This is a genomic window from Chengkuizengella sediminis, assembly GCF_010078385.1.
GTDB lineage: Bacteria > Bacillota > Bacilli > Paenibacillales > KCTC-33759 > Chengkuizengella > Chengkuizengella sediminis.
Window position 1 is genome coordinate 136,957 of the sequence record NZ_SIJC01000007.1, and the last position, 12,693, is coordinate 149,649.

The 12,693-nt window shown below is 34.4% G+C and carries 14 protein-coding genes; 7 read left to right on the forward strand and 7 right to left on the reverse strand.

Annotated elements, in window-relative coordinates:
- Positions 1 to 32: 32 nt before the first annotated feature.
- Both EPK97_RS21960 and EPK97_RS14945 read left to right on the forward strand, forming a co-directional pair.
- Entirely contained in the window at positions 33 to 593 is a 561-nt protein-coding gene (locus tag EPK97_RS21960) for a GNAT family N-acetyltransferase (RefSeq protein WP_338075719.1), read from the forward strand.
- A complete protein-coding gene (locus EPK97_RS14945) occupies positions 583 to 1,527 on the forward strand; it encodes an alpha/beta hydrolase (protein WP_162037431.1) in 945 nt (314 codons plus the stop codon). Before EPK97_RS21960 ends, EPK97_RS14945 begins: the two co-directional genes overlap by 11 nt.
- A gap of 14 nt (positions 1,528 to 1,541) precedes the next feature.
- Here the strand turns inward: EPK97_RS14945 and EPK97_RS22690 are convergent, their stop codons facing one another.
- Together EPK97_RS22690 and EPK97_RS14950 are read right to left on the reverse strand one after the other, a co-directional pair.
- Positions 1,542 to 1,790, reverse strand: coding sequence for a hypothetical protein (locus tag EPK97_RS22690; RefSeq protein WP_476695769.1), 249 nt, complete (start codon positions 1,788 to 1,790; stop codon positions 1,542 to 1,544).
- 63 nt (positions 1,791 to 1,853) lie between these two features.
- Positions 1,854 to 1,997, reverse strand: a complete 144-nt coding sequence (locus tag EPK97_RS14950; protein ID WP_162037432.1) for a hypothetical protein — start codon at positions 1,995 to 1,997, stop codon at positions 1,854 to 1,856.
- Positions 1,998 to 2,351: 354 nt separating this feature from the next.
- Here EPK97_RS14950 and EPK97_RS14955 point away from each other — a divergent pair, with 354 nt between their 5' ends.
- A complete protein-coding gene (locus tag EPK97_RS14955) occupies positions 2,352 to 3,761 on the forward strand; it encodes a DEAD/DEAH box helicase (RefSeq protein WP_162037433.1) in 1,410 nt (469 codons plus the stop codon).
- Between the two features lie 117 nt (positions 3,762 to 3,878).
- Here the strand turns inward: EPK97_RS14955 and EPK97_RS14960 are convergent, their stop codons facing one another.
- The 4 genes from EPK97_RS14960 to EPK97_RS14975 all read right to left on the reverse strand — a co-directional run bounded on the left by EPK97_RS14960 (position 3,879) and on the right by EPK97_RS14975 (position 7,714).
- On the reverse strand, positions 3,879 to 4,952 hold the full coding sequence (locus EPK97_RS14960) for a CotS family spore coat protein (RefSeq protein WP_240903833.1): 1,074 nt from the start codon (positions 4,950 to 4,952) through the stop codon (positions 3,879 to 3,881).
- Positions 4,953 to 5,027: 75 nt separating this feature from the next.
- The gene (locus EPK97_RS14965) at positions 5,028 to 5,804 is read right to left on the reverse strand and encodes a HipA family kinase (protein WP_162037435.1); all 777 of its coding nucleotides are present in this window, start codon (positions 5,802 to 5,804) and stop codon (positions 5,028 to 5,030) included.
- Between the two features lie 5 nt (positions 5,805 to 5,809).
- Entirely contained in the window at positions 5,810 to 6,898 is a 1,089-nt protein-coding gene (locus tag EPK97_RS14970; protein WP_162037436.1) for a glycosyltransferase family 4 protein, read from the reverse strand.
- A gap of 6 nt (positions 6,899 to 6,904) precedes the next feature.
- A complete protein-coding gene (locus tag EPK97_RS14975; protein WP_162037437.1) occupies positions 6,905 to 7,714 on the reverse strand; it encodes a sugar phosphate nucleotidyltransferase in 810 nt (269 codons plus the stop codon).
- A 223-nt stretch (positions 7,715 to 7,937) separates the two neighbouring features.
- On the opposite strand from EPK97_RS14975, the gene EPK97_RS14980 reads away from it, so the two are divergent.
- The 4 genes from EPK97_RS14980 (at position 7,938) to EPK97_RS14995 (ending at position 11,246) form a co-directional block, all read left to right on the forward strand.
- Complete coding sequence (locus EPK97_RS14980) at positions 7,938 to 9,077, forward strand: glycosyltransferase family 4 protein (RefSeq protein ID WP_162037438.1); 1,140 nt, start codon at positions 7,938 to 7,940, stop codon at positions 9,075 to 9,077.
- A gap of 6 nt (positions 9,078 to 9,083) precedes the next feature.
- Positions 9,084 to 10,151: a CotS family spore coat protein gene (locus EPK97_RS14985; protein WP_162037439.1), complete on the forward strand. Its 1,068-nt coding sequence runs from the start codon at positions 9,084 to 9,086 to the stop codon at positions 10,149 to 10,151.
- Positions 10,135 to 10,917, forward strand: coding sequence for a hypothetical protein (locus tag EPK97_RS14990; RefSeq protein WP_162037440.1), 783 nt, complete (start codon positions 10,135 to 10,137; stop codon positions 10,915 to 10,917). The genes EPK97_RS14985 and EPK97_RS14990 overlap by 17 nt, the downstream gene beginning before the upstream one ends.
- A gap of 83 nt (positions 10,918 to 11,000) precedes the next feature.
- On the forward strand, positions 11,001 to 11,246 hold the full coding sequence (locus EPK97_RS14995) for a hypothetical protein (RefSeq protein WP_162037441.1): 246 nt from the start codon (positions 11,001 to 11,003) through the stop codon (positions 11,244 to 11,246).
- Positions 11,247 to 11,311: 65 nt separating this feature from the next.
- On the opposite strand, the gene EPK97_RS15000 is transcribed toward EPK97_RS14995, so the two are convergent.
- On the reverse strand, positions 11,312 to 12,589 hold the full coding sequence (locus tag EPK97_RS15000; protein ID WP_162037442.1) for a UDP-glucose dehydrogenase family protein: 1,278 nt from the start codon (positions 12,587 to 12,589) through the stop codon (positions 11,312 to 11,314).
- Positions 12,590 to 12,693 lie beyond the last annotated feature (104 nt).

The window sequence follows — 12,693 nt, forward strand, 5'->3', positions numbered from 1 at the left end:
CCGTTACTTATGTAGATATTCAATATAAAAAAGTGGTTACTGTTCGTCCAGTCTCTTATGAAAAAGATTTAGAAATAATATATAAGTGGATGCATGAAGAACATCTAGCACCATTTTGGAAGTTGGATGTCTCTTTAAATGAATTTCAAAATTATTTAAAAAAATCACTTGAGGCTGAACATAAAGATATATATATCGCTAGTCTTGATGACGAACCGGTTTGTTATTTTATGACATATAAAGTATCAGAGGACCAAATCCGAAACTATTATGATGTTGAAGAGGGAGACTTAGGAGGGCATTTTGCAATTGGAAAAAGAGAGAATTTAAGAAAAGAAGTTATGATCCCCTTGTTACGAGGACTTCTCTCTTTTGGTTTTTATAGGTATGATACAAAACACATCATTGTTGAACCTGATATCAGAAATCGGATTGTGATTCCTACTTTAAAGCAGTGTGGGTTTGAGATTCACTCCTATATACAACTGCCTCATAAAAAAGCAGCACTGATGATATTAAGGAAAGAGCAATTTGAAAAACAAATGTCAGAATTGAAAAAAATAACTAATGGAATAGATGCATATGCCTATTGATCCTCAGATTCATCAATTATTACAAAAAATAGGGAAGAGGATGACGGACCTTGGTCATCCTCCTATCTCTCAATTAACACCTGAACAATCACGCTATTTTCATCGAGAAGCGCGAAAAATGTTTGTTAAACAAAGAGAGGGTGAGGTGACTGTAACAAATAAGATTATTCATCGAAATATTCATCCGGATTTGCCTGTACGTATTTATCAGCCCATTCAACAAGAATCACATCTTCCAATTCTTGTTTATTTTCATGGAGGGGGCTGGGTATTCGGTGACTTAGAAAGCACCGATGATGTTTGCAGTTTTTTAGCAAAGGTTGCAAAATGTATTGTTGTTTCCGTTCAATATCGCCTTGCTCCAGAAAACAAATATCCCTTGCCTTTTATTGATGCTGTGGATGCAGTCAGATGGACTTATCATAATGCAGGTGTTTTTGGTGGGGATGCAAACCGGATAGCTGTTGGTGGTGAAAGTTCAGGAGCTAATTTAGCAGCAGTTGCAGCTATAAAAATAAGAGAAAGCGATGATATAAAACTTGTAGCTCAATTGTTAATTACCCCTGTTACCAACTATGGTTTTAATACATCATCTTATCGTGCGGGTTATACTTACAGTCTTTCAAAGGAAACGTTAATTTGGTTTTGGAATCATTATTTGGAAAATGCAGAGCAAGGAAAGGAAATCTATGCTTCTCCCTTACAAGTACAAACTGCTGAAGGTTTACCCCCGACTTTGATTATTACAGCTGAGCTTGATCCTTTGCGTGATGACGGTTTTTTATATGCTGAAAAATTGAAATCTTCTGGTGTTGATGTGGAGTATATTTGTTATGAGGGATATGTGCATAGCTTTGTACATATGATACATATTGTTGAACGTACAAAGTATGTTTTACATGAAATTGCACTTCGGTTTGGTAAGATGTTATAACAAAACATTACATGTTAGTAGCTTGAATCACCACCACTTGAGTTTGAGCAGCTTGAATCACCACCACCTGAGTTTGAGCAGTTTGAATCTGAACCGCTAAAGTCATTATTTCTATGATCGTTTAAATATGTGGGGAACAAATGAGAATTTCCAATAGACAGTTTCTTAGTTCTTTTTTTATGGTTATTATCGCTATAAAGTGCAATGCAAAACAAAATAACAATTGGAACGATTACGAAAAGCAAAAACCATATCATTATCATTACTCCCTTCTGTTTTAAATTGATAACTACTATACGGACATTAAAGAAAGTTCACTATTTGTATTAAAATTTCCCATCGGGTGGATCAAACCACTGGGATGATGCATCCGGGGGTTTAGTTTGATAATTATTTTTTTTGTCGCTATAAAGTGCAATGCAAAACATAACAACAATTGGAATGATTACGAACAGCAAAAGCCATATCATTATCATTACTCCCTTTGGTTTTTAGATTTTTAAAACTTTTATTTATTATGTTAATCTTTTCATAAAGTTTCAAATTGTTTTATAAAAAAATCACTTTGCCAGATTACTATAATATGATAAAGTTGATGTATTCAATAAAAATAACGATATTGAAAAAGCGCCCATTGTGGTGCTTTTTTACACTTTTAAAATTTGTTATTCACACTTAAGGTTTGCCAATCGGCGAGTTTTCTTTAATGGGTATGAGTGTGTAATGTTCCACCCATATATTGTATTTGGATATTATGAGTAGGATAAATAACAATTATTTGGAAAAAGCTACTCAATATAAATAAAAAAAGAAGGTAAATGAAAATGCAAAATTTTTTACAACTTGGCGTACGAGAAGAAATAAATAATCTCTTGAAAGAAAATGGGATTTTCAAACCAACTCCAATTCAACAGCAAGCCATTCCACATTTGTTAGAAGGAAGAGACGTAATTGGTAAGGCCCAGACAGGAACTGGTAAAACATTAGCGTTTGTGTTGCCGATATTAGAAAAAATTGATCCTGATAAACCAGAAATTCAAGCGATCATTGTTACACCAACACGTGAATTGGCGCTGCAAGTTACTGCTGAAGTGAAGAAACTTGTTGCTAAAATACAAAACCTTAATGTGTTAGCGGTATACGGTGGACAAGATGTGGAAAAACAGTTGCACAAACTAAAAGGAAATAATCAGATTATTGTAGGTACACCAGGTCGTATCATAGACCATTTAGGGCGTGGAACGATCAAACTTTCTAATGTTTCCATGCTTGTGTTGGATGAAGCTGATCAAATGCTGCATATCGGTTTTTTATCTGAAGTAGAAGAGATCATTCAGCGCACACCATCCAGCAGACAAACGATGTTATTCTCAGCAACGATGCCGCAGCAAGTAAGATCCTTAGCCAATCAATATATGAGAAAACCAGAAGATATTCGCGTAAAAGATACGGAGATCACTGTATCAGATATCAAACAAATCGCAATCGAAACAACAGATCGTGCGAAGGAAGATGCATTAGTAAGCACTATCGAGAAATATCGACCATTTTTAGCGATTATATTTTGTCGGACAAAGCGAAGAGCAAGTAAATTAAATGAGGCATTAAGAGAAAAAGGATTAAATTCAGACGAGCTTCATGGTGATTTATCCCAAGCAAAAAGAGAACAGGTAATGAAGAGGTTCCGTGAGTTGAAAATCCAATTTCTAATTGCTACAGATGTTGCTGCTCGTGGATTGGATGTAGAGGGAGTTACTCATGTGTTTAACTACGATATCCCTCAGGATGTGGAAAGTTATGTTCATCGAATAGGAAGAACTGGACGAGCTGGTGAAAAAGGATTAGCAATTACATTTGTAGCTCCTAAAGATCGTAATGCATTAAATCAGATTGAAAGAGGGATAAAGATCTCCATAAAAAAGCAAACTGTAGATGGAGAAACGACTGTTCAGCGTTCTAATAAAAATAAAAGTACAAATAGAAATTCAAATCAGAAGAAAAAGTATAACGGTGAACGTAAATTTGGAAATAAAACAAAAAATGCGAAAGAGAATAAAGAACAAAAAGGACGACGTGGTGAAAGTAGAAGAGGGGAAGGTAGAGCTTCATCAAAAGCTTCTGGAAAAAGTAATGGTACTAAAACAGCTAAGTCTGCTAGGTTTGCTAAAAAGACGAGCAATAATTCTAATAAAAGAGGAGCAAATCAAAAACAAAAGCGAAATAGCTACAGATGATTTCATTTAAAGAAAACGGAAGAAAAAGGGTTCCTACAATTTAGGATTTTATAAATGAGTGGAGGATACCCTTTTTTGAGCCTCTGTAGACTTTTTGAACGACCATTATAAGCTGATTCAAACTTGATGAATCAGTTTATTTAATTCCCGCGATTTAATTCTTTCATATTCCAAAGCACCATGTAATTCATCAACTAACATTGGGGATTTTCTTACATATCTTTCTCGAATGACGTCATACAACTCATAAGGAAATAACATATCGATAAACATAATTTGTTTTTGTTCTGAGGTTAGAGGTGCAACGGATTCATACGCTTCAATCATGACATTAAATTGTTCTTCGTTCCAGACACCTGTAGTATCAAGTAATGGGATAATCATTTTTCTCAAATCCCGAATGGGTAAATCATAGGAAACGGTATCTAGATCAATCACCCATATTTGTTGTTCAAGGTCTAGAAGTGTGTTTCCTGTTCCATAATCTTGGTGACATAAATTTGGAGTAGCTTCAATTTGCTCAACCCATTCCATATATCCGCTTTCTAATAATCGACGTAATGTATCAATTCCCTCTTTAATAAATACGTCAATCTCATTTAAATAAGCTTGAGAAAATGGATCATCTGGAAATTGTTTTGCAACTAACTTCCATGTCTCCATCTGCTGGCATCTTTTAATATAATGATTTGGCCAACGACCAAGTTTTTTAAAAACAGGAACACCGGGAGGAGGTAGATAACCAACAGACGCGATGTGGAAATTTGCAAGTCCTCTCATAATGAATTGTAGGTCTTCTGTAACGGTTAACTCAAACGGTCTTCCCTCGATCCACTCATAAACTACAAATAAAAACGGCCCATGTTTTGTATATAGTTCACCCTTTTGATTTGGGATAATACCAGGTACTCTTGTTCCTTTTTTAGCTAAGTAATCCTGTGCATGAATTGAGAACAGTGCTTTCTTTTCTGGGCGATGGATTCTTTTTAGACAAAATGGACCTTCCTCTGTATGAACCTTCCAAACAATGGCCATTTGTCCACCTTGAATGACTTCAATATGGTTTACTTTTTTTCCCCAATTGCTAATTATCGTCTCTGCGAGTTGAATTAGTTTTTGTTCTTCTTCTGGCGACAAGACATATTCATTGCTTTCTTCCTTATTTTCATCTTGTAAAGGGTCTACATTCAAAATTCCCACCATCCTTAACCTATTTTTTAATGTTTAACTTGGCTTCTTTTTGATCTGCATTTTGTTTTTTATTTTCTATTTCTTAAGCAAGGGTGAATATATTTCATTTATAAATTGATTGATCACACGTGGAATCACTTTGTGACGTCTGTAATTTAAGGCCTTTATTACGTTTTTTTGTTCTACTTTAGACATTTTCCATTCCTCTGGGATCATAGACAATATTTCCTCAAGTAACAAGGTAGGAATGGTTTGAATGACTTCAATTTGTTCTAAAAATTCTTTTTCATTTGGAATAAAGCTTGCCAAAGTTTCGTGGGCTGCAATGTTTAATACAGTTTCGGGAAGATTTTTTAAATCGTCAGCTGTCCATGATAATGAAGAGAATATTTCTGAATGATCCATGATCCAACATTGATAAACGCCAGGTGTTTTGTTTTGTAACAACACATTATGATGTGTTCGATTTGTATTACATAACCAATAGTCAAACACGACCATTTTTACAAGGTCATCCACATTAGAAATAAGACCTGCTTCTACTTCATTTAAACTGATAGATTCATCTAAATAAAGGATTGCAGATTGGTTTTTAGATAAATAATGTTGTTTATACGGAATGAGATTTGGGATTTCATCTAAAAATAGTGTAGGTATTTCAATAATTTGAACTTCTGGAACAGGAATTTCCATATATTTAGCAATGCAGTAAGCGATCCATTCATTCATGAGTGATTTTTCTTCACCAGCATGTAAAAAATTCACAGCGTAATTTTGATTGTTGTCAAAAGAAACAAGATGCTTATGATTTGATTTACTTTTTAAAGGTCTTTGATAAGAGATAGGAAGCATCCTGATCAACTCTCTTTCACAACTTTTTGGAGCAGTTCAATATACTTGCATGCACACTGTGAAATGGAAAAATGGTTAACTACTCTTTGAGTAGCAGCTTTGGATATATTCTCATATAAAGCAGGGTCATCGAGTATTGTATATATGGATTTTGCAGCTTCTTCAATATGGTTTTCTCGAAATAAATAACCTGTTTGCTTATGAATGACAATTTCAGGTATAGAAGAAATATTTGGTGCAACAACAGGGACACCACAGGCCATGGCTTCAATGAAGGTATTTCCAAAAGATTCTCCTTTAGTTGTGGCAATCGTACATCCACCAGATTGTTTAATTTTTGCATAAAGATGTGGCATTTGTTGGTAAGGGATGACAGGAAACCATTTAATGACCTCATTTAACTGCTGATTATCCCTTTGATTTTCAAATTTAATTCGGTCTTTACTTTGATCTCCACCAATAACCCAAAACTCAATGTCATCTCGCTCTGATTGTACAAGATTAGCGATTTTTAAAAGCTGCTTCCAATTTTTCCTCTGATCTAGCCTTCCAATAAATGCAACAATTTTTTTGTTTGTTACTAAGGGGGGATCAGCCACCATATCAATTTGTTCTTTAGGAAGCTCTCTGAAAAAAGAAGTGTCTACCCCATTATAGATAACTTCTGTGGGAGATTGATGTTTAATTAAAATGGATAATACTCTTTTCTGATGCTCTGATGGAACTATAAATTTGATCGGGTTCACTTTATCGAAGCCTTCCAAATTTCGTTTTAATTTAATAATCTCTGGGGTTCGAGCTTCGATCAATATAGGTCCTTTAAAATTTGTTTGTGACAGCCAATTGTAAGCTTGATTTGTATCTACCACAATGACCGCGTCATAATGATTGTGTTTCAGCAAATGATGAATTTCTTTCTCATCTTTGGTTACATAAACAGGAGCAACGTCCTTCATCATATGCAACCCACCAAGATCCTTACAATATAAAAACTCTATATCTATCCCATGTTTTTTGAAGAAAATGGCACGGTTCCGCCATCCAGCATTCACTCCGCCAACAGTTAAAAGGCGCCATATGACTAATAATTTCAAGTTTAGTCACTCCTCAATATCCTTTAAATATGTGATCGCTTTTAGGTATTCTTCTTTTCTTCCTATGTCAAAACGTTCAGCGGTAATAAGTTTACCAAGGCACGCTTCTGACTTTCGAAGTTCATTGATGGCGTCAGTAAGTTGGATTTCTCCATCTACACCTGCGTTGATATTTTCTAAATACGAAAAAATCGTTGGTGTAAATATATACCTTCCTATTACTGCTAAGTTTGATGGAGGGTTATGGATAGGTTTTTCAACGATATGAGTTACTTTAAACAAATCAGGTTCTATTTTATTCGTTTTTACAATGCCATAGTTTGAAAGTTGCTTGGGATCTACTTCATAAAGTCCTAATACACTTTTTTTATGTTTTTCATAAACACTGGTTAATTGCTTTAAGGCAGGCGTTCTGTTATTTAAAATAATTTCGTCTGGCAACAAGACAGCAAATGGTTCATTTTGAATGAATCTTTTTCCTAACTTTATGGCATCACCTAGTCCTTTTGCAAAGGGCTGTCTTATATATTGAATATGAACATCAGGTATTTTAATTTTATCTAATAAATGTTTTTTGTTTTTTTGTTGCAAAAAAGTTTCTAGTTCAATAGAGCGATCAAAATAATCAAAGATTAAATTCTTTGAACGGGAAACGATGATTAAAATTTCTTCAATACCAGAAGAAATAGCTTCTTCGACAATGTAATCAATAGCGGGTTTATTTCCAATTGGAAATAACTCCTTAGGTACCACTTTTGAAATTGGCAAACAACGCGTACCGTAACCTGCTGCAGGTATGATTGCTTTTTTTATCACATTTACATAACTCCTCTTATTTTTTAATCCAGTATATTCTGTTGAATTTAAGTGGGAAGTTGTCTAAAAACCCAATTTTTTTAAAAACGAATGAGATTAGGAACACCCTTCATTTCATTCTCGTATCATACAGATAAGGAAACATTTACTTTCAATGAGAAGATGTTCAAAAAGTTCCTGGAAATTAAATTTTTTGAACACGTACTTTGAATGGAGGCTGAAAATGAAAATTGCTTTAATCTCTACAGAAAAACTACCGGTACCAGCAATACGAGGTGGAGCTATTCAAATATATTTAAACTCGGTTGCTTCCATTATTGCTAAAAAACATGATGTGACAGTAATTTCTATACAAGACCCAGAGTTACTAGAGGAAGAATCAAAAAACAATGTAAGGTATGTTCGTTTTCCTGAAAATCAATATGTTGAATTGATTGAGCAATATATACAAGTAGAAAATTTTGATGTGGTTCACTTATGCAATCGTCCCAACTGGATTGAGCAGCTTTGTGATGCAGCACCACAAACGAAATTTGTATTAAGTGTTCATAATGAAATGTTTTCCTATGAAAAAATGACGGATGCAGAAGGGAAACGTTGTGTACAACAGATTTCCCAAATTGTGACGGTAAGTGATTTTATAGGGAGTACAATAACAGATCGATTTCCAGAAGCAAAAAATAAAACAAAAACTGTATATTCCGGTGTTGACTTACATCAATATCAACCTTCGTGGTCTTTAGTAGGTAAGAAGACAAGAAGTAATGTTAGAAGTGAACTGGAGCTACAAGGGAAAAAAGTAGTTTTGTTTGTTGGCAGACTTAGCAAAGTTAAGGGTCCTCATCTCCTTCTTCAAGCACTTCCAGCAATCATTGAAAAACACCCTGATGTGATGATGGTTTTTATCGGTTCCAAATGGTTTGGTGACGATAATCTGAACAACTATGTAAGACATTTGTATACGTTAGGTGCAGTATTTGAAAATAATGTGACTTTTATAAAATTTGTTAGGCCGCAAAATATTCCTCAATTGTATGCGATGTCAGATGTGTTTGTATGCTCATCACAATGGCAAGAACCTCTTGCTCGTGTTCATTATGAAGCAATGGCAGCAGGTCTACCGCTTATTACGAGTAATCGAGGTGGTAATCCTGAAGTCATTGAAGAAGGGAAAAACGGTTACATCATTCATGATTTTGAAAATCCACAAGCGTATGCAGAAGCGATTAATTTGTTATTAAATGATGCTAATAAACGAGCTAGTATGGGTAAGTATGGCCGAAATAAAGTAGAGAAGAATTTTAGTTGGAACCGAGTAGCTGAAAATTTATTACATGTTTATGAGGGAGTCAAGGAGAGGTGATGACATTTGGAAGAACAGGAATACACTCAGGAAAAGCACCTAAAACGTGTATTACATTTATACCCATTTGATATTGGGGCGGTTAGATTATTAGAAAGTAGAAGTGGGAGAACGACATGGGAAGTAGATACAGATCAAGGTACAAAAATACTGAAGCAAGCAAACATGAATCCAAAACGGATGCTGTTTATTGCTGGTGCCCATAATGATTTGCTCCAAAAAGGGTTGGCAATTACTTCTATCCATAAAACGAAAAATGGAGCCATTTGTGTCGGTGCGGAAGATCATGCTTACGTTGTATATGATCATGTGAAAGGCAATGAAATGATTTATTATAACAAAGAGCAAATGAAGAAAATATTTGATTTTGCAGGTAAGTTTCATCAATTGTCAAAAGAATATCTTCCAGCCATTGAGAGTAAAACACGAAGCAGGTTGAATAAATGGCACAAGTTATTCAGGTGGAAACTTCAGGAGTTAGAAGGAAACAAACTTTTAGCTCAAACCTATCCAGATGAACCTTTCTCTTTATTATTTTTAGAATATGTAGATAAAATGCTTGAAAGAGGAAGAGCTGCATTAAAAGAACTTGATGATGGCCCGTATGAACATTGGATCAAACAATCTATAGAAGATAAAAGTTATTGCCAACAGGATTTTACACTTGCACGTTTTACTGAATTAAACGGGGAGCCCTTCATGAGAGAGCTTCATTCGATAACCTACGATTTACCTTCTAGAGATTTGAGAATTATTTTAAATAAAATGATGAAAAAGTTATCAGTATGGGATATTGATTTTATTATTCAATTGCTTCGTGAGTACGATGCTTGTTATGCATTAACTAGAGATCAATATCGTGTTCTTTGGACTGATTTGAAATTCCCTCATCTTTTCTGCGCAATTGTACACAAGTATTTTTTAAGTCAAAAACGTTCGTGGGGTGATGAAAAATATATTTGGGCTTTACAAAATGTTATTGCAGTTGAAGATTCTAAGGAACAATTTCTTAATCAATTCTCTGAAATAACGGAAGCCATAAAAGAAGGTGAACGAGGTGAGAAGGCTGAATAAAAAAAAATTAATAAATACACAATCTAACATTCCAAAGCTTGAATTGGAAAAGTTTAAGTTTTCTCCACCAGGTCCTATGGGATGGAGTTTTGCTGAATATGAAAAAATGCTCGAAAACCACGAAAAAATTGTACTCAATGAATCAGCGGTTGAGGAAAATTTAGCGAATCTAGAAGGAAAACGGTTGCAGGAATATCCTAGTGAAGGACTAGTTTCTGAGCAAGATACAAATGAAAGTTTAGAGGATGTAGGTGTAGAAGATACTTTACAAAGTGAGAAAACAGAGATTGCTATAGATGATTCAGCAAAATCTGAGTATGTAAATCTAGGTGTAAGAGACGATGAGTTTGAAAGTTTGGATGAAAATACCGTCGAAGAAAAAGGTACTAAAAGTATTGATCTAATAAGTGGAGAGGAGGCAGATGAAAACAAAATGTATAGCAGTAGAGGAACAAAAGCAAATTTATTAAAGATTATAAATCCTGAACAGTCTAAAAAAGAAATAGAAGTGGAGTCAATACCAGAAGAAGCTGAAAAACAGGCTGATAATCAAGAAAGTAATCAAGTGAAAGAGAAACAAGAAAAAGAAACAAATTATAAACAAACGAAACAAGAGAAAGAAACAAATAATAAACAAACGAAACAAGAGAATAAAATAAAAAAGAAATCAAATAAAGTGATTGTACCTAATGACCTTTCGGCCCCACCGTGGTTATTGAACGGAATAGATAAAACCCAAAAAAAGAAACGTAAGAAAAAGAAGTAAAAAACATTATTAAATTTGTCAATTATGTATGGGTTGTTGCATATCATGTAGCGTAATTACCTAAGGATGAGGAGGAATTTTAGGTGGGAAAAGTTAATAAAGTGAAGGTAGATTTGGACTTCGAAGAAGGTTTTGAACTGTCTCATAAAAAGAGTGCAGAGGAAGTTTTAAAAGCAGTGATGCAACAGATTAGTAGTGGATCATTTGAAGAATTAGAAGTTGAATTAGAATATGATGATGGCAGTACTTATGAATATGTCATTGGCGAAGATGCAGAAGAAGAAGATGACGATGAAGAAGAAGATGACGATGATGACGATAATGAGTAAAATTTAATGTATGTACAGGTAAAAATCTGACTCAACTGATATGAGTCAGATCTTTTTTTTTGGATCTAACGACCTAAGCCAATGTATTTGAATCCATGTTTTTCTATGGTATTTCTATTCAGAAAGTTTCGAGTGTCTAGGACAATACTTCCATTCACACGTTGTTGAATGTCCTTCCAATCTAAATATAAAAACTCATTCCAGTCTGTAGCTACAATGATACAGTCAGCATCATTCAACGCATCATTTACATGATGGAATTGAATTACATGGGGAGTTTCATACTTTGCTTTCGGGTCATAGACGTGTACTTTGGCGTTATGTGCAACTAATTTATGAATCAATCTAATCGCAGGGGATGATCTAATGTCATCTGTGTTTGGCTTAAAGGAAAGACCTAATACGGTAACTTTTTTGTCAGTTAAGTTTGGAATATAAGATTTTAATTTATCCATATAAACAGCTACTTGGGATTGGTTAACTTCCTCAACTGCCATGAGCAGTTTCGGTAGCAGCTCTTGTTTTTTTGATGTATGAATTAAGGATTGAAGATCTTTAGGAAAGCAGGACCCTCCATAACCGATGCCAGCTTGTAGAAATTGCGTTCCTATTCTTGGATCACTACCAATTCCCTTAGCAACATCCATAATATCTATATTAAACACATCACATATCCTCGCCATCTCATTCATAAAAGAGATTTTAGTCGCTAAAAAGGAATTTGAGGCATATTTTATCATTTCAGCTCCCTTTAAACTAGTAACAACAAAAGGGGCATCAATACCATAGTATAGTTGTTTCATCGATAATAGGGACTGTTGATCATGATCTTCTAACCCCACAACAATTTTGTCTGGATGAAGCATATCATACACTGCAGAACCTTCTCGAAGAAATTCAGGATTAGAAACAATATGAAAGAGGCTACGTTTTACTTCAAGTTCAAGTAACATTTCCACGAGTTTATCGTTTGTCCCAATGGGAACGGTGCTTTTTGTAATAATGGTTTTATGAGAATAAATTGTATTTGCAATTATCAGTATAACATCGTTTACATATTGTAAATCAGCTTCACCATCTGGAAGTGGTGGTGTGCCTACAGCAATGAGTATAATTTCTGCTTTTTCAATTGCATCCACAATATCTTCAGAAAAAGAGATGTTTCTGTTAAAACTAATAAGTAATTTTTCTAAACCTGGCTCGAATATTGTAATAGAACCTTCTTGTAGTTTTTTTATTTTCTCACTGTTTTTATCAACACATCTTACCTTATGACCAAGCCTTGCAAAAATTACTGCGGATGTTAAACCTACATACCCTGCTCCTATGACACAAATTTCCATTTGAACACTCCTTCGTGTTGAAGAGATGATATAGTTTATATCAAACCATCTGATTTTGTGACAATGAGATATAAAGGATTTGAAATGGTATAATATTGACATAA